Source organism: Neisseria sp. HMSC075C10 (assembly GCF_001815615.1).
GTDB lineage: Bacteria > Pseudomonadota > Gammaproteobacteria > Burkholderiales > Neisseriaceae > Neisseria > Neisseria subflava_A.
Window position 1 is genome coordinate 101,173 of the sequence record NZ_KV821248.1, and the last position, 23,941, is coordinate 125,113.

21 protein-coding genes and 2 tRNA genes are annotated in these 23,941 nt (G+C 49.8%); 13 read left to right on the plus strand and 10 right to left on the minus strand.

The annotated features are described in order from the left end of the window. Positions 1–43: 43 nt before the first annotated feature. The 3 genes from HMPREF3047_RS02515 to cyaY form a co-directional block, all read right to left on the minus strand. Positions 44–1,387, minus strand: coding sequence for a hypothetical protein (locus HMPREF3047_RS02515; protein ID WP_234395495.1), 1,344 nt, complete (start codon positions 1,385–1,387; stop codon positions 44–46). Positions 1,388–1,541: 154 nt separating this feature from the next. Then, positions 1,542–2,048 (minus strand): S-ribosylhomocysteine lyase, encoded by a 507-nt coding sequence (luxS, locus tag HMPREF3047_RS02520; protein ID WP_004518928.1) that lies wholly within the window; start codon positions 2,046–2,048, stop codon positions 1,542–1,544. Between the two features lie 54 nt (positions 2,049–2,102). Next, positions 2,103–2,426: an iron donor protein CyaY gene (gene cyaY, locus HMPREF3047_RS02525; RefSeq protein WP_070585221.1), complete on the minus strand. Its 324-nt coding sequence runs from the start codon at positions 2,424–2,426 to the stop codon at positions 2,103–2,105. Between the two features lie 71 nt (positions 2,427–2,497). Here cyaY and HMPREF3047_RS02530 point away from each other — a divergent pair, with 71 nt between their 5' ends. Together HMPREF3047_RS02530 and lysA are read left to right on the plus strand one after the other, a co-directional pair. Continuing rightward, a complete protein-coding gene (locus HMPREF3047_RS02530) occupies positions 2,498–2,668 on the plus strand; it encodes an LPS translocon maturation chaperone LptM (protein ID WP_070585219.1) in 171 nt (56 codons plus the stop codon). 17 nt (positions 2,669–2,685) lie between these two features. After that, positions 2,686–3,906, plus strand: a complete 1,221-nt coding sequence (lysA, locus tag HMPREF3047_RS02535) for a diaminopimelate decarboxylase (protein ID WP_070585216.1) — start codon at positions 2,686–2,688, stop codon at positions 3,904–3,906. A 102-nt stretch (positions 3,907–4,008) separates the two neighbouring features. Here the strand turns inward: lysA and HMPREF3047_RS02540 are convergent, their stop codons facing one another. Together HMPREF3047_RS02540 and HMPREF3047_RS02545 are read right to left on the minus strand one after the other, a co-directional pair. Continuing rightward, on the minus strand, positions 4,009–4,236 hold the full coding sequence (locus HMPREF3047_RS02540) for a SlyX family protein (RefSeq protein WP_070585214.1): 228 nt from the start codon (positions 4,234–4,236) through the stop codon (positions 4,009–4,011). A 2-nt stretch (positions 4,237–4,238) separates the two neighbouring features. Further along, positions 4,239–5,612, minus strand: a complete 1,374-nt coding sequence (locus HMPREF3047_RS02545) for a Na+/H+ antiporter family protein (protein WP_070712103.1) — start codon at positions 5,610–5,612, stop codon at positions 4,239–4,241. Between the two features lie 347 nt (positions 5,613–5,959). Here HMPREF3047_RS02545 and HMPREF3047_RS02550 point away from each other — a divergent pair, with 347 nt between their 5' ends. Together HMPREF3047_RS02550 and adhE are read left to right on the plus strand one after the other, a co-directional pair. Next, positions 5,960–7,279, plus strand: a complete 1,320-nt coding sequence (locus HMPREF3047_RS02550; RefSeq protein ID WP_070712104.1) for an MFS transporter — start codon at positions 5,960–5,962, stop codon at positions 7,277–7,279. Positions 7,280–7,595: 316 nt separating this feature from the next. Beyond that, the gene (adhE, locus tag HMPREF3047_RS02555) at positions 7,596–10,211 is read left to right on the plus strand and encodes a bifunctional acetaldehyde-CoA/alcohol dehydrogenase (RefSeq protein ID WP_070712105.1); all 2,616 of its coding nucleotides are present in this window, start codon (positions 7,596–7,598) and stop codon (positions 10,209–10,211) included. 262 nt (positions 10,212–10,473) lie between these two features. On the opposite strand, the gene leuS is transcribed toward adhE, so the two are convergent. Continuing rightward, complete coding sequence (gene leuS, locus HMPREF3047_RS02560; protein WP_070712106.1) at positions 10,474–13,104, minus strand: leucine--tRNA ligase; 2,631 nt, start codon at positions 13,102–13,104, stop codon at positions 10,474–10,476. Between the two features lie 210 nt (positions 13,105–13,314). Between leuS and dnaJ the strand changes: the two genes are divergently transcribed. The 3 genes from dnaJ (at position 13,315) to HMPREF3047_RS02575 (ending at position 15,994) form a co-directional block, all read left to right on the plus strand. After that, positions 13,315–14,472 carry a molecular chaperone DnaJ gene (dnaJ, locus tag HMPREF3047_RS02565; protein WP_070585204.1) on the plus strand — a complete coding sequence of 386 codons (1,158 nt, stop codon included), beginning with the start codon at positions 13,315–13,317 and terminating at the stop codon, positions 14,470–14,472. A gap of 291 nt (positions 14,473–14,763) precedes the next feature. After that, positions 14,764–15,342 (plus strand): TMEM165/GDT1 family protein, encoded by a 579-nt coding sequence (locus HMPREF3047_RS02570; protein WP_004518907.1) that lies wholly within the window; start codon positions 14,764–14,766, stop codon positions 15,340–15,342. A 1-nt stretch (position 15,343) separates the two neighbouring features. Continuing rightward, positions 15,344–15,994, plus strand: a complete 651-nt coding sequence (locus tag HMPREF3047_RS02575; protein WP_070585202.1) for a TIGR01621 family pseudouridine synthase — start codon at positions 15,344–15,346, stop codon at positions 15,992–15,994. Between the two features lie 74 nt (positions 15,995–16,068). On the opposite strand, the gene HMPREF3047_RS02580 is transcribed toward HMPREF3047_RS02575, so the two are convergent. Then, positions 16,069–16,995, minus strand: a complete 927-nt coding sequence (locus HMPREF3047_RS02580; protein ID WP_003748251.1) for a LysR family transcriptional regulator — start codon at positions 16,993–16,995, stop codon at positions 16,069–16,071. Between the two features lie 175 nt (positions 16,996–17,170). Here HMPREF3047_RS02580 and HMPREF3047_RS02585 point away from each other — a divergent pair, with 175 nt between their 5' ends. From HMPREF3047_RS02585 to HMPREF3047_RS02610, 6 genes are all read left to right on the plus strand, one after another. Continuing rightward, positions 17,171–17,920 carry a Nif3-like dinuclear metal center hexameric protein gene (locus HMPREF3047_RS02585; RefSeq protein ID WP_070585199.1) on the plus strand — a complete coding sequence of 250 codons (750 nt, stop codon included), beginning with the start codon at positions 17,171–17,173 and terminating at the stop codon, positions 17,918–17,920. Positions 17,921–18,042: 122 nt separating this feature from the next. Continuing rightward, positions 18,043–18,624 (plus strand): ubiquinol-cytochrome c reductase iron-sulfur subunit, encoded by a 582-nt coding sequence (gene petA / locus HMPREF3047_RS02590; RefSeq protein ID WP_070459589.1) that lies wholly within the window; start codon positions 18,043–18,045, stop codon positions 18,622–18,624. Between the two features lie 18 nt (positions 18,625–18,642). Continuing rightward, entirely contained in the window at positions 18,643–20,166 is a 1,524-nt protein-coding gene (locus HMPREF3047_RS02595) for a cytochrome b (protein WP_168165899.1), read from the plus strand. A 14-nt stretch (positions 20,167–20,180) separates the two neighbouring features. After that, on the plus strand, positions 20,181–20,966 hold the full coding sequence (locus tag HMPREF3047_RS02600) for a cytochrome c1 (protein ID WP_039864285.1): 786 nt from the start codon (positions 20,181–20,183) through the stop codon (positions 20,964–20,966). Positions 20,967–21,180: 214 nt separating this feature from the next. Continuing rightward, entirely contained in the window at positions 21,181–21,786 is a 606-nt protein-coding gene (locus HMPREF3047_RS02605; protein WP_039861850.1) for a glutathione S-transferase N-terminal domain-containing protein, read from the plus strand. 11 nt (positions 21,787–21,797) lie between these two features. After that, complete coding sequence (locus HMPREF3047_RS02610; protein ID WP_070585198.1) at positions 21,798–22,202, plus strand: ClpXP protease specificity-enhancing factor; 405 nt, start codon at positions 21,798–21,800, stop codon at positions 22,200–22,202. A gap of 156 nt (positions 22,203–22,358) precedes the next feature. Here the strand turns inward: HMPREF3047_RS02610 and HMPREF3047_RS02615 are convergent. The 3 genes from HMPREF3047_RS02615 to HMPREF3047_RS02625 all read right to left on the minus strand — a co-directional run bounded on the left by HMPREF3047_RS02615 (position 22,359) and on the right by HMPREF3047_RS02625 (position 23,775). Continuing rightward, a tRNA-Ala gene (locus tag HMPREF3047_RS02615) sits at positions 22,359–22,434 on the minus strand. Positions 22,435–22,440: 6 nt separating this feature from the next. Continuing rightward, positions 22,441–22,517: transfer RNA gene (locus HMPREF3047_RS02620), tRNA-Met, on the minus strand. 106 nt (positions 22,518–22,623) lie between these two features. Continuing rightward, a complete protein-coding gene (locus tag HMPREF3047_RS02625; protein WP_070712107.1) occupies positions 22,624–23,775 on the minus strand; it encodes a class I SAM-dependent methyltransferase in 1,152 nt (383 codons plus the stop codon). Between the last annotated feature and the right edge of the window lie 166 nt (positions 23,776–23,941).

Here is a 23,941-nt window from a genome sequence, read left to right on the forward strand (position 1 = left end):
CCGTCTGAAAATATTTTCAGACGGCCTTTTGTATAAAAATCAATCAACGAGACATCTCACCTTGAATAGCGCGGATATTCGCTTTACGGGCGTTGATGGTACGGGTCAGTTGTTGGATTTTAATTTGATCGCCTTTTTGTTTGGCCGCATTCAGCTGTGTTTGAAGGCGGGTAATGGCGGCCTGTTCGTTGCGAATTTCCCCTTGTAATACCTGTTTACGTGTTTCTTTAGGTTTGGGTTGTGGTGCAGCAATGGTTGCAGGAATGGTACGAATTGGTGCTTTGCGGCGGATGTCTTGCTGGCTGTTTTGCTTGGCCTGGCGTTTCTGTATGCTGTTGCGTAGGAGGATATTCAGACGCGGATTAGCAGCTTCGGCAGTATTGGTAACGCCACCGATCGGACCATTTAGCAGAATTTTGATGTCGTTATCGACATCTTTATCGCTGAAGAGTGCATCAGTGGTTGGTCCATATGCTTTGGGCAATGGGGTTTTGGTAGGCTTCGTTGGAGTTGCTGCCGCTGGTATGGGTTCGGTCGGCTTGACCGAGTCTGTCAGTGCGAAAATCTCGGTTGTAGATCCTGTTAATATATTGGTTTTGTCGGACGATGCAGAAGAGTTTTCAGCGTTAAGTGGTTTGGTTACTGTTTTTTTAATATTGGTTGTGCGGTTTATCGATGTTTTGGAAACAGTTTGTTCTGTGTGTGTAACTTCAGTTTTGGCCGGTTCTTCGGCTGTTGTACTTTTTGCTGTCTTGTTGTCCAATGGCTCCAAATCTAGAGAATGATTCAGGAATTGGGTGGTGGTAGCTTGGTCAGTGTGCACGTTCGGGGCGGTGAGAGTTTGGGTAGGTATCTGTTCAGTATGAGGAGAGAAAAAGCTATCCGATCTATGACTTTCCTGAGGGGTAGTTTGTACCTGAGCGATAGGTGCAGAGGGGTATACTTGAACAACAGGTGTGGTATTGAATATGGCGAAAGTATTAACGGGATATTGCTTGGTTTCAACAGGAGCTATTGCCGTTTGTGTTTCTATAACAGGAACATAGTGATCAGCCGTTGATCTAGTAGTTTTTTGGTTTGTTACTCCTGTTTTATCGAAAATGTTCTGTGTTCCAACCAATTTCGGATCTGTTTGTTGCTCTGTAAGAGTCGAATTCAAATTTAGCTGCTCAGCGTTTGTTTGAAATACATTTGTTTCTACTGGACTGTACGAATCGGTAACGCGGCAGGTATTGTTGATCTGGTGTGAGGTATAAACGGTGATGCCTTCAACATTGCAGACATACTCGGCAGCGTTGGCGGCGGCAGGGAGGGTCAGGCTGAGGGCAATGGCGGTTTTGCAGAAAAACGGTTTCATAAAGGCAATAGAATCAGGTTGTTTGTTCAAAGTGTAATTATACTATGTACACTGTCAGCATCCGCCAACTTATTTTTAGGCGGTGTAAAACTGTGGCTGAAAGGTTGAAAATTGGAATAAAAGGTTTTAGGCCGTCTGAAACTTGTTATATAGAGTTTCAGACGGCCTTTGCTGTTATAGCGTATTAAGCGTTCAACAGGCTTTCGTCCAATGTCAGCTCTTCGTTTTTATTGACGGCGACTTTGCGTGCCAAAACGTTTTGGGCGATTTCGTGTGCTTCGGCAAGCGAGTGCATCAGGTAAGTACCGCATTGGTATTCGTTCAGTTCGGGGATTTTGCTTTGGTCTTGAACGGTCAAAACATCCTGCATTGAAGCGAGCCATGCATCGGCCACTTTTTGCTCATCGGGCGTACCGATGAGGCTCATGTAGAAACCGGTACGACAGCCCATCGGGGAAATGTCGATGATTTCGACACCGTTGCCGTTTAAGTGGTCGCGCATAAAGCCTGCGAACAGATGCTCCAGCGTGTGAATGCCTTTTTCAGGCAGGATTTCTTTGTTGGGAATGCAGAAACGCAGGTCAAACACGGTAATGGTGTCGCCTTTGGGCGTGGTCATGGTTTTTGCCACGCGTACGGCAGGGGCGTGCATACGGGTGTGGTCGACTTTGAAACTGTCTAGTAGGGGCATTTGGGTGTCCTTTGAGGTAAATAGATTTTTAGCTAGGGATATTTGAAGACTGAATCACAATTCCGCAATCTCAACTGCTTCGCCCGAAGCCGCGCTCAGTGCTTCGTTTAAAACGTCGTAGAAATCGCGGCTGTCGCGCGTTGCCAGCCATTTGCCGTTTTGCTCGGCGAAATGGTAGCCGCCGCTTTTGGCAGCAATCCACAATTCTTGGTTGGGCGTGTGGCGGTTGACGATGATTTGCGTACCGTCTTCGGCTTCGATAGTCAGTACGTTTCCGGCAAACTGGCAGTCGAAATCCCAGCCGTTTTCATCGATTTGGTCTTCAATGTGTTCAAACAATTCTTCGCTCATGCGGATGAATTCGCTTTCGGTCATCATGGCTTTTTGTGTGGTTTTTGTTTAAGATACCGAATCTTGCCACATTCGTAATGATGAAGAAAGTTTTACTGATGAAATACGGCGTATTTTTTGCAGCGGCAACGGTTCTGCTGCTTTCTGCCTGCGGCTACAAAGGCGACCTCTATCTGCCCAAAGAAGGCGACAAGGCGCGCTTCGGCGTGATTCAGACCGGCTTGAAATTCGATACGGCTAAAGAGCCGACCACTCAAACCAACGATTAAAAAAAGATTTCACAAACATGACCTTATTCTGCGAACAACTACCTTATACACACCTTGCTGAAGAGTTTGGTACGCCGCTTTATGTGTACAGCAAATCTGTGCTGACCGAGGCATTTGAAAACTACCAAACCGCGTTTTCCGCTTTAAATCCGCTTGTCTGCTACGCGGTTAAAGCGAATGGCAACCTGAGCATCATCAAACACTTTGCTTCTTTGGGGAGCGGTTTTGACATTGTGTCCGGCGGCGAGTTGGCGCGTGTTTTGGCGGCCGGCGGCGATGCGGCGAAAACGATTTTTTCTGGTGTGGGCAAGAGTGAGGCAGAAATTGAATTTGCGCTGAATGCAGGCGTGAAATGCTTCAATATGGAAAGCATTCCCGAAATCGACCGTATTCAGAAAGTTGCCGCGCGCTTGGGTAAAGTCGCTCCGGTTTCCCTGCGCGTCAATCCTGATGTCGATGCCAAAACCCATCCTTATATCTCCACCGGCCTGAAAGCAAACAAATTTGGTATTGCCTATGCCGATGCGCTTGAGGCCTATCGTCATGCTTCCCGACAAAGCCATTTGAAAATCGTCGGTATCGACTGCCATATCGGCTCGCAACTGACCGACCTCAGCCCGCTTGTCGAAGCCTGCGAACGTATTTTGGCCTTGGTTGACCAACTGGCAGACGAAGGCATTGTGTTGGAACACTTGGACTTGGGCGGCGGTGTCGGCATTGTTTATCAAGACGAAAATGTGCCTGATTTGGGCGCGTATGCTCAAGCCGTTCAAAAACTGATGGGTACACGCCATCTGAAATTGGTTCTCGAGCCAGGCCGCAGTTTGGTCGGCAATGCAGGTGCGTTGTTGACGCGCGTTGAATTTGTCAAACATGGCGAAGAGAAAAACTTTGTGATGGTCGATGCGGCGATGAACGATTTGATGCGTCCGGCGCTTTATGATGCCTATCATCACATCGAAGCGGTCGAAACCAAAGACATTGAGCCTCTGACGGCCAATATCGTCGGCCCGATTTGCGAAACCGGCGACTTCCTCGGCAAAGACCGCACCATCGCCTGCGAAGAAGGGGATTTGCTGCTTATCCGCAGCGCCGGTGCGTATGGCTCAAGCATGGCGAGCAACTACAACACGCGCAACCGTGCGGCGGAAGTATTGGTTGACGGCAGCGAATGTAAACTTATCCGCCAACGTGAAACCGTCGAGCAGCAAATGGCCAACGAATTGGCTTGTTTGTAAGGTTTGATTGTTTAAAAGGCCGTCTGAAAGCTTGATTGACTTTCAGACGGCCTTTGTTATGAAAGAAAAGGGCATGTATCAAACACGCCCTTTTTTAGCTAATCAATAATGCGGCGGAATCTCGTCGCGTAGGCTGTACGGTTCGCGTTCGCCGTTTGCGCCTTTGTCCTGCATCCGTTGATACAGAAGCCGTAGCTGGCCTTGTTGCAAATCCAAAGCCTGTTGCATCTTGGCGATGGTGTCGTTCAGACTGCCGATTGAATCTTCCTGCAAGGCCGTCTGAATTTCCAGCTCCGTGACGCGGTGTTCCAATTCCTGAATATCGCTCATAATTACAGCACCATCGCGGCAATCCAGCCGGCAGCCATCAGCGGGATATTGTAGTGGATAAAAGTCGGGATAACCGAATCGCGGATGTGGTCGTGTTGACCGTCGGCATTCAAACCCATGGTCGGGCCGAGCGTTGAGTCGGAAGCGGGGGAACCCGCATCGCCCAGCGCACCGGCTGTGCCGACGATGGCGACGGTCGCCATAGGTGAGAAGCCCAAGCTAATGCACAAAGGCACATAAATCGCGGTAATAATCGGCAAAGTGGAGAAAGACGAGCCGATGCCCATGGTTACCAGCAAGCCGACGAATAACATGGTCAATGCGGCCATGCCTTTATTGCCGCCGAACAAAGCCATGCTGTGTTCTACCAAAGGCTGGATCTCGCCGGTCGCGTTCATGACGGCGGCGAAACCTTGTGCCGCGATCATAATAAAGCCAACCATCGCCATCATTTTGATGCCTTCGCCGAACACATCGCTGGCGGCGGAGCGGTTCATCACGCCCAGCATCATAAACACGGCAAAGCCCAACATAGCGCCCAATACTAGCGAACCATCATACAAAAGCTGAATGGCAAAACACACGGCAATCGCCACGGCCGCCACCAAGCTGCGATAGGTTGAAGGCTCTTGTTGTTGCACTGCTGCACGGTTGTCTTCCGTGTCAGTGGTATTGTTTTGATAAATGCGCGGTTTGCGATAGTGCAAAAAGGCCAGCAGTAAACCGGAAACCATGCCCAAAGCCGGAATCGCCATTGCGTGCATTACATTGATGCCGCTGGTGTCCATGCCTGCCGAGCGGATATTGCCCAACATGATGTCATTCAAGAAGATGGCGCCGAAACCGTAAGGCAGGAACATATAAGTCGTTACCAAGCCAAACGTAATTACGCAGGCCACCAAGCGGCGGTCGAGTTTCAAACGGTTGAACACCAACAGCAGCGGCGGAATAATCATCGGGATAAACGCAATATGAATCGGCACAACGTTTTGGCTCATCACACCCATGCACAAAATAATCGCCAGCAGCAGCCATTTGACCGCGCCTTCGCCTTTCGCATTGCCTTCGCCGCCGTTGAGTTTGCGGATAATCACGCCGGCGAGCTGTTGCGGCAGACCGGAATGCGTGATGGCCATGGCAAACGCGCCGAGCATGGCATAAGACAGCGCGATTTGCGCCCCGCCTTTCAGACCTTCGTTAAAAACAGGAATAATCCCTTGCTGCACCACATCGCCGGCCGCGTTGGTTACATTCTCCAAAGGCATACCGGCCACCAAGCCGCCGACAAACGCGCCGACAGCCAAGCTGAGTACCACATGCACGCGCGATAAAGACAGCACAAGCATGATGATGACCGCAATTACAACCGCATTCATATCGTTCTCCGTTGTTTCAGACGGCCTGTTATGTAAAAACAGGCAATCATCTGTTTACATATTACAAATAAACATCATAACCCAAGCATGAAGCCTTTGCAAAAAACGGCAGGCCTTCTGAAAAACAGACCATCGGTTTCAGACGGCCTGCCGTGAACCCTTATTCAGAGTTTTAATAGGGCGTACGGTTCTGGCGATAAAAATATCTAAAAAACACGTGCTTCCTATTCTTTGCATATGGTACCAATGTTAAAATCGACACAATGTCTCGGTTTCAGGTTTGTCACTGAAATTAAAGCATTTATTGCTAAAACCCAATTCAATCATACAAACAAAGGAAAGAAACTATGGATATTCTGACGCGGCTGCACAATCTGCCGCCTTCCCACTTTCATTACAAACTTCTGGTCTTGGTCGGCATAGGTTGGTTGTTTGATGCCATGGATACAGGCTTGGTGTCGTTTGTATTGCCGGCTTTGGGCAAAGATTGGGCGCTGGCTCCAGCGCAGTTGGGTTGGATTGTCAGCATTGCTTTTGTCGGCATGGCCTTGGGTGCGGTATTCAGCGGCTGGCTGGCGGATAGGTTCGGACGGAAAACCGTTTTTGCCGGCACGATGGTGGTGTACAGCATTGCCACAGGTTTGTGTGCGCTTGCGCCTGATTTGACGGTTTTGCTGGTGTGCCGCTTTTTTGTCGGCGTCGGCTTGGGCGGCCAACTGCCCGTCGCCGTGTCGCTGGTCAGCGAATATGCGCCGCCGAAAGTACGCGGCCGTTTTATTGTGTTGCTGGAAAGCTTTTGGGGTTTGGGCTGGCTCTCAGCCGCGCTGGTGTCTTATTTCTTTATTCCGCAAACCGGCTGGCACAGCGCGTTTTTATTTGGCGCCTTGCCCCTGTTTTATGTGCCGTTGGTGTTGAAATTTGTTCCCGAACCCGTGCCTTACCTGCTTTCCCGCGGCAAAACCAACGAAGCGCACCATTTGGTATCCGCGTTGGAAATTCAATCGGGCATAACGCCGCCGACAGAAGCCGTTGCCGCACCGGCCGCCCCGCGCGAACGCATCCGCTTCATCCAACTTTGGCAACATCCGTTTGCACGGCGTACGCTGATGCTGTGGCTGGTTTGGTTCGGCATCGTGTTTTCGTATTACGGCATTTTTACTTGGTTGCCTAAACTGCTGGTTGAGCAGGGCAATACCGTGGTCAAAACCTTTGAATATGTGTTGGTGATGATTGTTGCGCAACTGCCCGGCTATATAGCTGCCGCGGCTTTGGTGGAGAGAATCGGCCGCAAAGCAACGCTGGCAGGCTTTTTGGCTGCGTGCGCCGTGTGCGCATGGTTTTTCGGGCAAAGCACAACTGCGGCCGAAGTCATGATCTGGGGCAGCCTGATGTCCTTCTTCAACTTGGGCGCATGGGGCGTTTTGTACACCTACACCCCCGAACTCTACCCTTTGCGCTTCCGTGCCTTCGCATCCGGCTGGGCAGGCGCCATCGGCCGCGTCGGCGGCATACTCGCGCCCATGGTGGTGGCGGCGATGGTTGGCAACAGCGGCGGCTTCGGCAATATCTTTATGATGTTTGCGCTGGTTATGCTGCTGATTGTGGCGGTAATCTTGGTATTGGGTGAAGAAACCAAAGGCCGTACGCTGGAAGACATTAGCCAATAAACGGCAAAGCAAAAAAGGCCGTCTGAAAAATATTTTCAGACGGCCTTTTTCATTTATGTTTGTAATTTTAATACATAGATTTTCTGTTTTTATCTTAATTATCGAGGAAAGCGACGAAGAATAACCGTCTTTGTTTTTGTGTAGATAAAAATATTATACGTCAAAGAATTAAAATGAATAAACGATAAAATGGCCGTCTGAAAAGTTCAATCATGGTTTGTGATGTAGGTCAAAGCAAAATGTAACTAAATTACCTATAGTTATCGTAGTGAAAATTTATTGATCTTATTGCCACCTTTTATTAAGGAGATACACCATGAACGCATCAGCCGACAACGTCGTCAGCCCAGCCGTAGCCGAGGTAAACAGCCTGGTTGACAAGGGTTTACGGGCATTGGACGAGTTTCTTAAGTTGGATCAGGAGCAGATTGACTTTATTGTTGCCAAAGCCTCCATTGCCGCGCTGGACAAACATGGTGTACTCGCCATGCACGCGGTGGAAGAAACAGGACGCGGCGTGTTCGAGGATAAGGCGACGAAAAACCTGTTTGCCTGCGAAAACGTTGTGCGCCGCCTGCGTGATTTGAAAACCGTGGGCGTCATCAGCGAAAACGATGTAACCGGTATTACTGAAATTGCCGATCCGGTCGGCGTGGTTTGCGGTATTGTGCCGACAACCAATCCGACTTCCACCACCATTTTCAAATCCCTCATTGCGCTGAAAACCCGCAATCCGATTATTTTCTCGTTCCACCCGTCCGCCCAGCAGTGTTCCGCCCATGCAGCGCGTATTGTGCGCGATGCGGCGATTGCGGCCGGTGCGCCGGAAAACTGTATCCAGTGGATTGAAAAGCCGTCTATGGAAGGCACTTCCGCGCTGATGAAGCATCCGGGCGTGGCAACGATTTTGGCGACCGGCGGCAATGCGATGGTGGAAGCCGCGTATTCTTGTGGCAAACCTGCGCTCGGCGTCGGGGCGGGCAACGTACCTGCTTATGTTGAAAAAACGGCGGACATCAAACAGGTGGCACACGATATTGTGATGTCGAAATCTTTTGACAACGGCATGGTGTGCGCCAGCGAGCAAGCGGTGATTGCCGATAAAGAGATTTACAAAGAGTTGGCCGAAGAATTCAAATCTTACGGCGTGTACTTTGCCAACAAAAAAGAAAAAGCCATGCTCGAAGAGTTTATCTTCGGCGTAACGGCGAATTGCGCCAGCTGCGGCGGTGCGAAACTCAATTCTGCGGTAGTGGGCAAACCGGCGGCATGGATTGCCGAGCAGGCTGGGTTTAAAGTACCTGAAAAAACCAACATCATCATCGCCGAATGCCGCGAAGTCGGCCCGAATGAGCCGCTGACCCGCGAAAAACTTTCGCCTGTTTTGGCCATGATTAAGGCGGATTCGACCGAACAAGGTTTGAAGTTTGCCGAAGAAATGGTTGCCTTTGACGGCTTGGGACATTCCGCCGCCATCCATACCGCCGACGAAGAATTGGTCAAAACGTTCGGCTCACGCGTCAAAGCCCTGCGCGTGATTTGGAATTCGCCTTCCACCTTCGGCGGCATCGGCGACGTGTACAACGCCTTCCTGCCTTCTCTGACCCTCGGTTGCGGCTCTTACGGTAAAAACGCCGTCGGCGGCAACGTCAGTGCGGTCAATCTGTTAAACATCAAAAAAGTAGGCCGTCGGAGAAACAACATGCAATGGTTCAAAGTGCCCGCCAAAATCTATTTTGAACGCGATTCCATCCAATATCTGCAAGACATGAAAGACTGTGAAAAAGTCATGATTGTGACTGACCGTTCGATGGTCGATCTGGGCTTTGTCGATAAAATCACCAACCAACTGCATCAACGCAAAAACAAAGTGACCATCCAGCTGTTTACCGATGTCGAAGCCGATCCGAGCGTCCAAACCGTCTATAAAGGCACGGATTTGATGCGCAGCTTCCAGCCGGACACCATCATCGCGCTGGGTGGCGGTTCGCCAATGGACGCGGCCAAAGCCATGTGGCTCTTCTACGAACAACCCCAAGTCGATTTTGAAGATTTGGTGCAAAAATTCATGGACATCCGCAAACGCGCCTTCCGCTTCCCTGAATTGGGCCGCAAAGCCAAATTCATCGGCATCCCTACCACATCGGGCACCGGCTCCGAAGTCACGCCGTTTACCGTCATCAGCGACGGCGACAAAAAATATCCGATTGCCGACTACTCGCTGACACCGACCATTTCGATTGTCGACCCTGCGTTTACCATGACCGTTCCCGCCGGCGTAACCGCCGATACCGGTTTGGACGTATTGACCCACGCCGTAGAAGCATATGTTTCCGTACTGGCGAACGACTTTACAGACGGCCTCGCCCTGCAAGCCATTAAGCTCGTGTTCCAATACCTCGAACGCTCCTACAAACACGGTGCGGCTGATCCTGAAGCGCGTGAGCATATGCACAATGCCTCCACCATCGCAGGCATGGCGTTTGCCAATGCGTTCTTGGGCATCAACCACTCGATGGCACACAAAATCGGCGGCAAATATCACGTTCCACACGGTCGTGCCAACGCTATCCTGCTGCCGCACGTCATCCGCTACAACGGCACGCGTCCGCAGAAAACCGCCACTTGGCCGAAGTACAACTACTACAAAGCCGACCTGAAATATCAGGAAATCGCCCGTACTTTAGGCCTGCCATGCAGCACACCAGCAGAGGGCGTCGAATCCTTCGCCCGCGCCTGCCATGAGCTGGCAGTCAACGTCGGCATCAAAATGTCGTTTAAAGAGCAGGGCATCGATGAGAAAACCTTCCTCGACGGCAGAAAAGAGCTGGCCATGATGTCTTTTGAAGACCAATGCACCCCGGCCAACCCACGCCTCGCCATGGTGGCCGATATGGAAGAAATCCTGACCAAAGCCTATTACGGCGAATAAAATCGGGCAGTTAAAAAGGCCGTCTGAAACCTGAATACAGGGTTTCAGACGGCCTTTCTTTATCCGGCTAAACCTTGTCTTTATCAAAGCTAAGGTTTTCATTTGAATACGATGGTTCAAAAAATATCTTTATGATTTTGATTTAATTGAAAACCTTACGTTTAAATGAAATAACGATTGGGCTTGAAAGCCAAAATAAAAGGCCGTCTGAAAACCAAGTTTCAGACGGCCTTTATCCGTATGGCTAAACCTTAAAATCGGTTTAGACGACGATATTTACCAAGCGTCCGGGAACGACGATGATTTTCTTCGCAGGCTTGCCTTCCATGAATTTCACTGCGCCTTCGTTGGCAAGGGCGGCGGCTTCGAGGTCGGCTTTGGATGCGTCGGCGGCGACGGTGATTTTGCCGCGCAGTTTGCCGTTGACTTGAACCATCACTTCGATTTCGGATTTGACCAAGGCGGCTTCGTCGACTGTCGGCCAGCCTGCTTCCCACAGTTTCACGCCGTTCAATTCGCTCCACAGGGTTTCGCAGATGTGTGGAACAATCGGCCACAGCAGGCGTACGGCGGCTTCCAATACTTCTTGTGCGACGGCGCGGCCTTGTTCGCTGCCGGTGTCGGTTTTGTCGTATTGGTTGAGCAGTTCCATCACGGCGGCGATGGCGGTGTTGAACTGCTGGCGGCGGTCGTAGTCGTCGCTGACTTTGGCGATAGTGGAATGCAGTTTGTGGCGCAGGTCTTTGAGTTCTTTAGACAAACCGTCTTGGCTGCCTGCGAACGCTTTGACTGCTTCGCCTTGTTTCAGGTATTCGTAAACGGTACGCCACAGACGACGTAGGAAGCGGTGTGCACCTTCGACGCCGCTGTCGCTCCATTCGAGAGACTGTTCGGGCGGTGCGGCGAACATCATGAACAGGCGGGCGGTGTCCGCACCGTAGGCGTTAATCAGTTCTTGCGGATCGACGCCGTTGTTTTTGGACTTGGACATTTTTTCCGTGCCACTGATGACGACGGGCAGGCCGTCGGCTTTGAGGACGGCGGAAACGGGGCGGCCTTTGTCGTCGAACGTCAGCTCGACATCGGCAGGGTTGATCCAGTCTTTGCCGCCTTTGTCGTTTTCGCGGTAGTAGGTTTCGCAAACGACCATGCCTTGCGTCAGCAGGCGTTCAAATGGTTCGTCAACATTGACCAATCCTTCGTCGCGCATCAGTTTGGTGAAGAAACGCGCGTACAGGAGGTGCAGAATCGCGTGTTCGATACCGCCGATGTATTGGTCGACCGCGCCCCAGTATTTTGCGGCTTCAGTCGATACCATGCCTTCTGCGAACTTGGGCGACATGTAGCGGAAGAAATACCAGCTCGATTCCATGAAAGTGTCCATTGTGTCGGTTTCGCGTTTCGCCGCGCCGCCGCAGCATGGGCAGGTGGTTTCGTAAAATTCGGGCATTTTTGCCAAAGGCGAACCCATGCCGTCGGGTACGACGTTTTCAGGCAGGACGACGGGCAGTTGGTCGGCAGGGACGGGGACGTCGCCGCATTTTTCGCAATGGACGATAGGAATCGGGCAGCCCCAGTAGCGTTGGCGCGAAATACCCCAGTCGCGCAGGCGGTATTGGGTTTTTGGTTTGCCTGCGTCTTGACTTTGCAGCTTGGCGGCGATGGCGTCAAAGGCCGTCTGAAAATTCATGCCGTCCAAGTCGCCGCTGTTGACCAATACGCCGTTTTCTTTGTCGCCGTACCATTCTTGCCATTGGTTTGCGTCGAATGCGTTGTCGCCGACGGCAATGACTTGTTTTTTAGGCAGATTGTATTTGGTGGCGAACTCGAAATCGCGTTCGTCGTGTGCCGGAACAGCCATCACCGCGCCGTCGCCGTAGCCCCATAATACATAGTTGGCAATCCACACTTCCAGTTTGTCGCCGTTAAGCGGGTTGACGACGTAGCGGCCGGTCGGCACGCCTTTTTTCTCCATCGTCGCCATGTCGGCTTCGGCAACCGAGCCGGCTTTGCATTCGGCGATAAATGCCTGCAATTCGGGTTTGTTGGCGGCTGCGGCGGTTGCCAGCGGATGCTCGGCGGCAACGGCAACATAAGTCGCACCCATCAGCGTGTCGGGGCGGGTGGTATAAACTTGCAGGAATTTCGCGTAATCGCCTTCCAAGCCTTGTTTGCTGTCGTCTGAAACGGCGAAGCGCACGGTCATACCGCGTGATTTGCCGATCCAGTTACGCTGCATGGTTTTAACTTGTTCCGGCCAGTGTTCCAGCTTGTCCAAATCGTTGAGCAGCTCTTCGGCGTAATCCGTGATTTTGAAGTAATACATCGGGATTTCGCGTTTTTCGATCAACGCGCCCGAACGCCAGCCGCGTCCGTCGATGACTTGCTCGTTGGCAAGGACGGTTTGGTCGACCGGGTCCCAGTTTACCGTGCCGTTTTTGCGATAGACGATGCCTTTTTCAAACAGCTTGGTAAACAGCCATTGTTCCCAGCGGTAGTATTCGGGTTTGCAGGTGGCGACTTCGCGCTCCCAGTCAATCGCAAAACCCAGGCTTTTGAGCTGGGTTTTCATGTATTCGATGTTGTCGTAGGTCCATGCGGCGGGGGCGACGTTGTTTTTCATCGCCGCATTTTCCGCCGGCATGCCGAACGCGTCCCAACCCATAGGCTGCATGACGTTGAAGCCGTTTAAGCGTTTGAAGCGGCTCAATACGTCGCCGATGGTGTAGTTGCGTACATGCCCCATGTGCAGCTTGCCGCTGGGGTAGGGGAACATGGACAGGCAGTAGTATTTGGGTTTGGAAGCGTCTTCGGAGACGTTGAAAATACGCTCGTCGTCCCATTTTTTCTGCGCCGCAGGCTCGATGGCGGCGGGTTGGTAATGTTCTTGCATGGTCATTCTGTTTTTCGCTTGAAAACGTTGGAAAAAATAAAGATGGGATTATAGCAGGTTGTCGGGCCTGTCGGTTTGACAAAGGCCGTCTGAATGTTTGGATGTCGGAAAAGCACAATTTCAGACGGCCTTGAAAATACTGACTTGAGTTTTTGATACTCGCCCACATATCCCACCCAGTTTGAATTCATTCTTAACACTATCAAAATTATGAGCAATAAAGATTTTTACGAAACACTTGGTGTTGCCCGCAGCGCTAGCGACGATGAAATCAAAAAAGCCTACCGCAAGCTGGCAATGAAATATCATCCCGACCGCAATCCTGACAATAAAGAAGCGGAAGAAAAATTTAAAGAAGTCCAAAAAGCTTACGACACCTTGTCTGACAAGGAAAAACGTACCATGTACGACCAATACGGCCATGCTGCGTTCGAACAGGGCACAGGTGCGGGCGGATTCGGTGGCTTTGGCGGTTTCGGCGGCCAAGGCGGATTCGGTGGTGCACAAGGCTTCGATTTTTCCGATATTTTCAGCCAAATGTTCGGCGGTGGCGGCAGCGCTGGCGGCCGTCAGCCGGATTACAGCGGCGCCGACTTGCAGGTCGGCATAGAGATTTCGCTTGAAGAAGCCGCCAAAGGCGTGAAAAAACGCATCAACATCCCGACTTACGAAGAATGTGATGTCTGCCACGGCTCAGGTGCCAAACCGGGCACATCCGCATCGACTTGTTCGACCTGTCACGGCTCAGGTACGGTGCACGTCCGCCAAGCCATTTTCCAAATGCAGCAGACTTGTCCGACTTGTCACGGTACAGGCAAAGAAATCAAAGATCCTTGCGTCAAATGTCGTGGCGAAGGCCGCACCAAGACCAGTAAAACGGTTGAAGTCAACATTCCGGCAGGCATCGACGACGGTCAACGCATCCGCTTGAGCGGCGAGGGCGAGCCGGGTCAACACGGCGCGCCGGCAGGCGATTTGTACGTCAATGTCCGCGTGAGACAGCACAAAATCTTCGAGCGCAACGGCTTGGACTTGCATTGCGAGTTGCCGATCAGCTTTGCCATTGCAGCATTGGGCGGCGAAGTCGAAGTGCCGACTTTGGATGGCAAAGTCAAACTGCACATTCCGAAAGAAACGCAAACCGGCCGCCGTATGCGCGTGAAAGGCAAAGGTATCAAGTCTCTGCGTTCCAGCTCGACCGGCGATTTGTACTGCCACATTTTGGTTGAAACACCGGTCAACCTGACCGACCGTCAGAAAGAGTTGCTGGAAGAATTTGAAAAAATCTCCTCCGGCCTCGACCTCAGCCAAACTCCGCGCAAAAAATCGTTTTGGGAAAAAGTAGGCGATTTGTTCTCCGATAATTAATCGTTGTGAAAAAGGCCGTCTGAAACCTACTTGAATCAGGTTTCAGACGGCCTTTTGTTTTTCTTGCTTCAAACTTTTGTTTGCCGTAAAATCCGCGCTTCACTCTTACGGGAGTAGCCATTCGGCGCAATGCCGAAACCGTTGTCAACATAATCGGCTTGTGCGGCCGTGGCAGCGGTATCTTCTCTGCTTTATCGGAAGACAGGCAAGACGTAAGCGTTGTCCATACCCTTGCGGGCGGTATGCACAGCGCTTTTTGTTTGCCCGCTTTTCGGTTGAGTATCTTAAATCATGGAAGCTTTTTTCTCCTCGACGCTGGGCGTGGCTATTGCCGAAATCGGTGATAAGACGCAATTGCTCGCGCTCTTTTTGGCAGCACGTTTTGCCCACAAAAACGCAATTGTTGCCGGTATCTTTATTGCAACCCTGTTGAACCATCTTGTTTCAGCCGCACTCGGTGTCTGGCTGGCATCCGCTATTTCGCCCGAAGTCATGAAATGGGTGGTCGGCGGCAGTTTTATTGCGGTCGGATTATGGCTGCTGTTGCCGGACAAAGACGAAGACCCTGATGGCAAGTGGCTGAAATACGGCGCATTTACGGCGACGGTTGTCCTGTTTTTCTTAGCTGAAATCGGCGATAAAACGCAGATTGCAACAGTTCTTTTGGCAGCAAAATACCAATCTATCCTGCTGGTCGTGGTCGGCAGTATTGCCGGTTTGATGATTGCTTCTGTGCCTGCCGTGTATTTGGGCGAAATGCTGATGCGCAAAATTCCAGCCAAAGCAGTGCGTATTGCTGCATGTATCTTGTTCTGCCTGCTGGGTATTTTGACCCTGCTTGGCGACGGTATTGTGTTGAAGGCCGTCTGAAATGTGGGACATTGTTTTTGAACACGAAGACTTTGTGGTCATCAATAAGCCTTGCGGCGTATCGGTGCACAGCGAATCGGAAGGGGATGTTTGCCTGACCGCTTCGCTGGCGCAGCAACTCGGCGTTGAACGCATGTGGCTGGTCCACCGTTTGGATAAAGCCACCAGCGGTCTGTTGCTGCTTGCGTTAAACCGCGACAGCGCGGCCGCTTTGTCGGCACAGTTTGCCGAGAAAACCATGCGTAAAACTTATTTGGCACTCGGTACGCACAAGCCGGCGAAAAAGCAGGGCTGGGTGAAAGGCGGTATGGCGCGTTCGCGCCGCGGTACATGGAAGCTGACGCGTGATGAGGATAATTTTGCCGTTACCCGTTTCAGCAGCCAAAGCCTGAAGCCCGGTTTGCGCCTGTTTGTGTTGCAACCGTTTACCGGCAAAACCCATCAGCTGCGCGTGGTCATGAAAAGCATAGGCAGTCCGATTTTGGGCGATACGCTGTATGGCGGCGATGAGGCGGGACATCTGTTTCTGCACGCTTGGCGTTTGGTTTTCGACTATCGCAGTGAGCATTTCGATATTCGGGTTGCGCCTGATAAAACATGGCCGTCTGAAATCGATTTGTCGGCGTGTTTGGGCTCGGATGAATCCGAATAGAAGCAGTGAGATTTTTGTGTATATTAAAAAAGGCCGTCTGAAATTGTTCAGACGGCCTTTTGATTGTTTCAAGTTTACATTTCCAATTCGCTCAAACCCGGCAAGTCGGCAAAACAGCGGTCATGCGTGATTTGGCAGAAGTTGTCCAGATAGCCTTTGTTGGCATCTTCCGTACGAATGGCTGCATAAAGTTTGCTTTGCAGGCCGTCTGAAGTGATTTTGCGGTGGACGACGTAGCCTTTTTCCAAATACGGCATGACCGTCCAATAGGGCAGGGCGGCGATGCCGCGTTTGCTGGCAACCAATTGAATAATGGCAATGGTCAGCTCGCTGTGGCGGCGCGGCGGATTAATGCCTTTGGGCAGCAGCACTTTTTTGGGCAAATCCAGCATTTCGTCGGGGACGGGATAAGTAATCAAGGTTTCGTCGATAAAATCTTCCGCTTCCCAAACGTCTTTGTCGGCAAGCGGGTGGTCTTCTGCGCAGATACCGACCATTTCATAGGCAAACAGAGGGCGGTAGCTGATGCCGTTGAGCGGCTCGGCTTCGGAAACGATGGCAAGGTCGGCGCGGTGTTGCAGCAGCAGCCCGACCGGATCGGCTTGGAAACCGGAGACGATGTCCAATTCAACTTGCGGCCATAAGGGGCGGAACTCGCCCATGGCAGGCATCAGCCAGTCGAAGCAGGTGTGGCATTCGACGGCAAGCCTGAGTTCGCCCGCTTCGCCTTCGATAATCCGCACCAAATCACGTTCGGCGGCAGCAACCTGCGGCAACAGCTCGCGCGCCAGTTGCAACAGGCGCATACCGGCCGGAGTGAAGCGCAAAGGTGTGGATTTGCGTTCAAACAACGGCGTTTCGTAATAATTTTCCAAGGCGCGGATTTGGTGCGACAGGGCAGATTGGGTCAGGAAAACCCGTTTGGCGGCAAGGGAAACGCTGCCGGTTTCTTCTAAAGCCAGCAAGGTTTTGAGATGACGCAATTCGATAATAGAGTCCATGTGTTTTCAGACGGCCTGTGGGTAAGGTGGGATATATTAAAATAATTCATGATGATGTGCAAATGATTAATGTTGGGAATGATTGCTGAAATCGGAATGTAAGAATTTGAGGCATAAACAGATTTTGCGGTTAGAATGCGAAGCTGTTTTTGAAGATAGATATAAGGAGCGGAATATGGCTTTACGCCGTGAAATTCTGGCTTGGTGCGATGAGACATTGCAGGTCGGGCTGTTTAAGGACTATGCGCCCAACGGTCTGCAGGTCGAAGGCAAAGAAGAAATTGCTAAAATCGCCACTTCGGTTACCGCCAGCAAAGCAGCAATCGATTTTGCCGTAGCGCAGGGAGCGGATCTGCTTTTGGTTCACCACGGCATGTTTTGGAAAAGCGAGCCTGTCACGATTACCGGTTGGAAAAAAGCACGCATTGAAACCTTGCTGCAACACCAAATCAATATGGCGGGCTACCATCTGCCACTGGATGCGCACCCGCAATTGGGCAATAACGCGCAGTTGGCCGAGAAACTCGATTGGGTGCTCGAAAAACAATTCGGCGAGCAAAATCTGTTGAATACAGGCCGCCTGAAAACCACGCAAACGCTGGCGCAGTTGTCTGAACGCATCGAGGCGGTATTCGGCCGCAAGCCGACCGTTATCGGCGATCTTGAACGCGAAATCAAACGTATTGCCTGGTGTAGCGGAGGTGCGCAGGGATTTTTTCAGACGGCCGCAGACGAAGGTGTCGATGCGTATCTGACCGGTGAAATTTCCGAAGCACAATATCATCTTGCCAACGAAACGGGTGTGGCATTTATCAGTGCCGGTCATCATGCGACAGAACGTTACGGCGTCCGCGCCTTAGGCGATGCCGTGGCAGAAAAATTCGGTATCGAAGTGGTTCACTTTGATGAAAACAATCCTGCTTGAGTATTGAGCAATATCATAAAACTTTACCTTATTTTAAATAATGCTTTGAGTATTACAACAAACTAGGTAGAATTACGCTGTTTAATGGCTCGGTATTCCCAAAATTTTAGGACGACTGAATAATGGATAATCAAGAAATCAACAACGGTCGCCGCCGTTTCCTGACACTGGCTACATGCGGTGCAGGCGGTGTGGCGGCTCTAGGCGTAGCTACGCCTTTCGTGGCCAGCTTCTTCCCATCGGAGAAAGCTAAGGCTGCCGGTGCTGCTGTCGAAGTAGATGTCAGCAAAATCGAAGCAGGCCAAATGCTGACTGCCGAATGGCAGGGCAAACCAATTTGGCTGGTCAATCGCACAGATCAACAGCTCAAAGACTTGAAAAGTTTGGATGGCGCAGTTGTCGATCCTAATTCCGAAGTGGATCAGCAACCGGAATACGCTAAAAACGAGACCCGTTCGATCAAGCCGAACCTCCTCGTTGCTATCGGTATCTGTACCCACCTGGGTTGCTCCCCAACTTACCGTCCCGATATTGCTCCCGCCGACTTGGGCGCAGACTGGAAAGGCGGTTTCTTCTGCCCTTGCCACGGTTCGAAATTTGACATTGCAGGCCGAGTATACAAAGGTGTTCCTGCACCGACCAACTTGGTTGTACCGCCTTACAAATATCTGAGCGATACGACTGTTTTGGTGGGCGAAGACTAAAAATAAGGAACGATAATTATGGCAAACCAAACCAATAGCAAAGCAAAAGCATTGTTAGGCTGGATGGACGATCGCTTCCCTCTGTCTAAAATGTGGAATGAGCATTTGGCTCAATACTATGCGCCGAAGAACTTCAACTTCTGGTACTACTTCGGCTCTTTGGCTCTGCTCGTCCTTGTAATTCAAATCGTCAGCGGTATTTTCCTGACCATGAACTACAAACCGGACGGCAACCTTAACGCCTACCATCTGCCTGCTGCCTTTACCGCAGTAGAGTACATCATGCGCGACGTGTCCGGTGGCTGGATTATCCGCTACATGCACTCCACCGGCGCATCTTTCTTCTTCATCGTCGTTTATCTGCACATGTTCCGTGGTCTGATTTACGGTTCGTACAAAAAACCTCGTGAATTGGTGTGGATTTTTGGTTCCCTGATTTTCTTGGCATTGATGGCAGAAGCCTTTATGGGTTACCTGTTGCCTTGGGGTCAAATGTCCTTCTGGGGTGCGCAGGTAATTATTAACCTGTTCTCCGCCATCCCTGTTATCGGTCCTGATTTGTCCACTTGGATCCGCGGTGACTTCAACGTTTCCGACGTTACTTTGAACCGCTTCTTCGCCCTGCACGTTATCGCAGTACCTCTGGTATTGCTCGGCTTGGTTGTGGCTCACATCATCGCCCTGCACGAAGTGGGTTCTAATAACCCTGATGGCGTTGAAATCAAGAAAAACAAAGACGAAAACGGTATTCCACGCGATGGTATCCCATTCCATCCTTACTACACCGTTAAAGACATCTTGGGCGTCGTTGTATTCCTGATTGTCTTCTGTTCTGTGTTGTTCTTTGCACCTGAAGGCGGCGGCTACTTCTTGGAAGCGCCAAACTTCGATGCAGCTAATGCGCTGAAAACACCTCCGCACATTGCTCCGGTATGGTACTTCACTCCGTTCTACGCAATTTTGCGTGCGATTCCTTCGATGGCAGGTACTCAGGTATGGGGTGTAATCGGCATGGGTGCAGCAGTTGTATTGATTGCCTTGTTACCTTGGCTGGATAAGTCACCTGTAAAATCTGTTCGTTACCGCAACAACTCTTTCAAAGTAATGTTGGCGTTGTTTGTTGTATCTTTTATCGGCTTGGGAATTTTGGGTGCGTTGGTAGCAGATGATACTCGTACAGCTTTTGCTCGTGCATTCAGTGCATTCTATTTCTTGTTCTTCATCGGTATGCCTTTGCATACAAACCCTAAATGGTTGGCTGAAAAAGCTGGTGGTATTAAATATTTAATCAGTCTGTTTGTTTATGCTGCCTTAATTATTTATAACCTGTATTTAGTTGCAGTCTTGCCAAATAACATCGTTAAGGCGTTCGTTCTGGCTTACACTGTTTTCTTTGCAGCTATTCCATTCCTGAATGCGTTTAATAGCGAAAAAGCTACGCCTGAACGCGTAACCATGAGCACTACTAAACAAAAAATTATGTTCTTTGTTTACGTCGGTATTACCGTTGTCGGTGCTTACTTGTTTGCAACCAATATCTGATGAGGGCAGCGAAAATGAAACAAACTCTGAAAAACTGGTTTGCTGCCTTATTGCTGGCAGTGCCTATGAGTGCAGCCGTCGCCAGCGGCGGCGGACACTACGAAAAAGTCGATATCGACCTGCGTGACCAAGTCAGCCTGCAGCACGGTGCGCAAATCTTTACAAACTACTGTTTGTCTTGCCACTCTGCAAGCGGTATGCGCTTCAACCGTCTGAAAGACATCGGTTTGACTGAAGATGAAATCAAGAAAAACCTGATGTTCACAACAGACAACGTTGGTGATGTCATGGTAGCGGCAATGGATCCGAAAGATGCCTCCAAATGGTTGGGTGCGCCTCCGCCGGATTTGACCCTGATTGCCCGTTCTAAAGGTGCAGACTACCTGTATGCCTATATGCGCGGCTTCTATAAAGACCCAACTCGTCCGACCGGTTGGAACAATACTGTTTTGGCCGGTGCGAGTATGCCTCACCCACTGTGGGAGCAACAAGGTGTTCAAGCCGTTGAGTTGGATGCCAAAGGTCAGCCCGTTATGATTAAAGACGAGCATGGCAACCTGACTCCTAAGCTGTATTGGGAATCTACCGGTCTGCACAGCCGTCGCCTGCCTAACGGTAAAGTGATCCAAAAAGAGTACGATACTTATGTACGCGATTTGGTGAACTACTTGGTGTACATGGGTGAGCCTGCTCAGTTGCAACGCCACCGCATCGGCTACATGGTTTTGGCATTCCTGTTTGCGGTAATGCTGCCATTGGCTTACTTCCTGAAAAAAGAATTCTGGAAAGACGTTCACTAATTCTTTTGAATCAAAAAGGCAAATCTGTTTCAGGTTTGCCTTTTTTGTTTGTGAAATTGGTTTATGCGGAAATAATGTAAATTTTAAAATTACTCAATATAAACAATAATGTAGTTGAAATTTCTGGATTAAGTGTTTGAAATTATGTATAATTCTGTCTGAATTTTTATAAGGCTTAAGGCCGTCTGAAAAGATTTATCAGGAGTAAAAGATTATGATGACATTGTATTCAGGTATTACTTGTCCATTCAGCCAGCGCTGCCGTTTTGTGCTGTACGAAAAAGGCATGGATTTTGAAATCAAAGATGTGGACGTGTTCAATAAACCTGAAGACTTGGCTTTGATGAATCCGTATAACCAAGTACCGGTTCTGGTTGAGCGTGATTTGATTTTGCACGAATCAAACATCATCAACGAATACATTGATGAGCGTTTCCCTCATCCTCAGTTGATGCCGGGTGATCCTGTTATGCGCGGTCGCGGCCGTTTGGTGCTGTACCGCATGGAAAAAGAATTGTTCAGCTTGGTGCAAGTGTTGGAAAACCCTGAATCTACCAATAAAGAACAAGCTAAAGCGCGTGAAGCCATTGGCAATGGTTTGACACTGTTGGCACCGTCTTTTACTAAAAACAAATACATCTTGGGCGATGACTTCTCCATGATTGATGTTGCCTTATCTCCACTGTTGTGGCGTTTGGACTATTACGACATCAAACTGGGTAAATCTGCTGCGCCTTTGCTGAAATACGCCGAGCGGATTTTCCAACGTGAAGCCTTTATTGAAGCATTGACGCCGGCTGAAAAAGCCATGCGCCGCTAAAGGACGGATCTATGGCAACTTCAACCAAACCGTATTTGTTGCGTGCTTTGTATGAATGGTGTTTGGATAATAACCAAACACCGCACATCGTAGCTTGGGTAAATGAACATACCCGTGTGCCGATGCAGTATGTGCGCGACAATGAAATTGTTTTAAATATTGGTCCTACCGCCAGTCATAACTTGAATATCGACAACGAATGGGTCAATTTTTCTGCGCGTTTTTCCGGCGTAGCGCACGAAATTTGGATTCCGGTCGGTCATATTGTCAGTATATTTGGCCGCGAAAGTGGAGAGGGTATGGGTTTTGAGGTAGAACCATATCAGCCTGCTTCTGCCGAGGTTGCGGTAGCTGAAGATAAAAAAGCTGAATCTGCGGAAGAAAAACCGAAAAAAGTATTGAAGCTTGTGAAGTAATTAAAAGATAGAAGGCCGTCTGAAATGTTTCAGACGGCCTTTATTGATTAGGTATTGTATTGATTGGGTATTGAAGTGGCAAAATTAATGAGCAATCAGTTATTAATCAAGCTAAACAAAAAAGCTCTTGCATTTAACAAGAGCTTTTTTGTTTAGTGGTGGAGGTAAGCGGGATCGAACCGCTGACCTCTTGCATGCCATGCAAGCGCTCTACCAACTGAGCTATACCCCCGAAATTTGGTGGCGAATCAGGGACTCGAACCCCGGACACAAGGATTATGATTCCTCTGCTCTAACCGACTGAGCTAATTCGCCGTTTCGTGAAGTCGCTATTATAGTTTTTTTTGAATATTTGGCAAGCGCTAATTTTGATTTTTTTTATTTCTTATTGTTTTTAAAAAATAAAAAGTAGGTTGTCAGGCTATAGCTTATGGCAAATATCGCCGTGGCTGAAGCCTGTCCAATCGATATCGATGTCTTTGCCAAAAGCGATCACTTTAAAAAGTTCGCCCATTTCGTGCTGATGTATCAGTTTCTGTACTGCTGCTGCGGCTTGGATATATTCAACCGAATCCGAGCTGCCGATTTGTGCCAGCAAATCGGTGATGCCGAGATTGAGCAGGAAATAAGATTGGGGCAGGTAGCCGATTAAGTCTAAACCTGATTCCGTGCCGGCACGTGCAATATCAGTGAAATTGACGTGTGCAGTCAAATCGGTCAGACCGATATTGAAAAACGGATCATGGATGGTATGGTGGCGATAGTGGCCGATAAATGTGCCTTCCTTGCGTTGCGGATGGTAATACTGAGCGGCATCGAAGCCGTAATCAATAAATATCATGCCGCCGCGCTGCAATTTGGCGGACAGGGTTTGGATAAAGGCATATTGTGCCGGATGCAGCTCGCTTGTGTATGAGGGAAGGGGAGGGAAGTACAAGGCAGCTGTTTGCGTAAGTTCGGCTTGGGCTAATGGTCTTATGGCTTCGATTAACTCGTCATTCTTTAGGCTGACGCCGATTTGTTGAAACCCGTCATCTTGATAAATCAAGCGTTCAACCGGCATGGCATCCAATACTTCGTTGCCGATGATGATGCCGTCAAAGTGTTCAGGCAATGTGGTGAGGTGGATGGCTTTAGCGGCTGTTTCAGGGGAGGTATGTTCAAGAATATATTGACGTTGTCTCTCTGCAAGCTCTGCCGATAGCTCGATAATATAGTAATGATTCAGGCCGTCTGAAAGGTTTTGCAAGAGTGTGGCAGCGAGATGACCTGTGCCTGCACCAAATTCGTAGATATTGCCTGCTGTTTGCGGCAGTAATTCGGCAAGTTGTTTGGCAAGGGTTTGTCCGAATAGGGGGGAGAGGGTAGGGGCGGTAATGAAGTCGCCGTCCGTACCGATTTTATGGCTGCCTCCGCTGTAATAGCCGTATTGAGGTGTGTAAAGGGCAAGCTCCATAAAACGGGAGAAGGGTATCCAGTTTTGATGTTGTTCAATTTCGTTTTTTATGAGCTTGGTCAGGTGTGCTGAAGAGGCTTGTGCATCAGGGGAAGGAAGGGGGAGTTGAGGCTTCATGACTGTTAGATAATGTAAAAAATTTGAATTTGTTTGTATATTATAGCCCCTTATGAGAGGGGTGGTAATAGGGTATAAAAACACTATATGTAGTATGTCAAAAACAAAAATAATACTACATATAGTGTTTTATGCTATATGAAACTACTGATATATCAATTTGTCA

Bases quoted from the DNA above. Each gene is read 5' to 3' on its own strand.
- luxS (WP_004518928.1), bottom strand. From the start codon at position 2,048: ATGCCCCTACTAGACAGTTTCAAAGTCGACCACACCCGTATGCACGCC.
- cyaY (WP_070585221.1), bottom strand. From the start codon at position 2,426: ATGATGACCGAAAGCGAATTCATCCGCATGAGCGAAGAATTGTTTGAA.
- HMPREF3047_RS02530 (WP_070585219.1), top strand. From the start codon at position 2,498: ATGAAATACGGCGTATTTTTTGCAGCGGCAACGGTTCTGCTGCTTTCT.
- lysA (WP_070585216.1), top strand. From the start codon at position 2,686: ATGACCTTATTCTGCGAACAACTACCTTATACACACCTTGCTGAAGAG.
- HMPREF3047_RS02540 (WP_070585214.1), bottom strand. From the start codon at position 4,236: ATGAGCGATATTCAGGAATTGGAACACCGCGTCACGGAGCTGGAAATT.
- HMPREF3047_RS02545 (WP_070712103.1), bottom strand. From the start codon at position 5,612: ATGAATGCGGTTGTAATTGCGGTCATCATCATGCTTGTGCTGTCTTTA.
- HMPREF3047_RS02550 (WP_070712104.1), top strand. From the start codon at position 5,960: ATGGATATTCTGACGCGGCTGCACAATCTGCCGCCTTCCCACTTTCAT.
- adhE (WP_070712105.1), top strand. From the start codon at position 7,596: ATGAACGCATCAGCCGACAACGTCGTCAGCCCAGCCGTAGCCGAGGTA.
- leuS (WP_070712106.1), bottom strand. From the start codon at position 13,104: ATGCAAGAACATTACCAACCCGCCGCCATCGAGCCTGCGGCGCAGAAA.
- dnaJ (WP_070585204.1), top strand. From the start codon at position 13,315: ATGAGCAATAAAGATTTTTACGAAACACTTGGTGTTGCCCGCAGCGCT.
- HMPREF3047_RS02570 (WP_004518907.1), top strand. From the start codon at position 14,764: ATGGAAGCTTTTTTCTCCTCGACGCTGGGCGTGGCTATTGCCGAAATC.
- HMPREF3047_RS02575 (WP_070585202.1), top strand. From the start codon at position 15,344: ATGTGGGACATTGTTTTTGAACACGAAGACTTTGTGGTCATCAATAAG.
- HMPREF3047_RS02580 (WP_003748251.1), bottom strand. From the start codon at position 16,995: ATGGACTCTATTATCGAATTGCGTCATCTCAAAACCTTGCTGGCTTTA.
- HMPREF3047_RS02585 (WP_070585199.1), top strand. From the start codon at position 17,171: ATGGCTTTACGCCGTGAAATTCTGGCTTGGTGCGATGAGACATTGCAG.
- petA (WP_070459589.1), top strand. From the start codon at position 18,043: ATGGATAATCAAGAAATCAACAACGGTCGCCGCCGTTTCCTGACACTG.
- HMPREF3047_RS02595 (WP_168165899.1), top strand. From the start codon at position 18,643: ATGGCAAACCAAACCAATAGCAAAGCAAAAGCATTGTTAGGCTGGATG.
- HMPREF3047_RS02600 (WP_039864285.1), top strand. From the start codon at position 20,181: ATGAAACAAACTCTGAAAAACTGGTTTGCTGCCTTATTGCTGGCAGTG.
- HMPREF3047_RS02605 (WP_039861850.1), top strand. From the start codon at position 21,181: ATGATGACATTGTATTCAGGTATTACTTGTCCATTCAGCCAGCGCTGC.
- HMPREF3047_RS02610 (WP_070585198.1), top strand. From the start codon at position 21,798: ATGGCAACTTCAACCAAACCGTATTTGTTGCGTGCTTTGTATGAATGG.
- HMPREF3047_RS02625 (WP_070712107.1), bottom strand. From the start codon at position 23,775: ATGAAGCCTCAACTCCCCCTTCCTTCCCCTGATGCACAAGCCTCTTCA.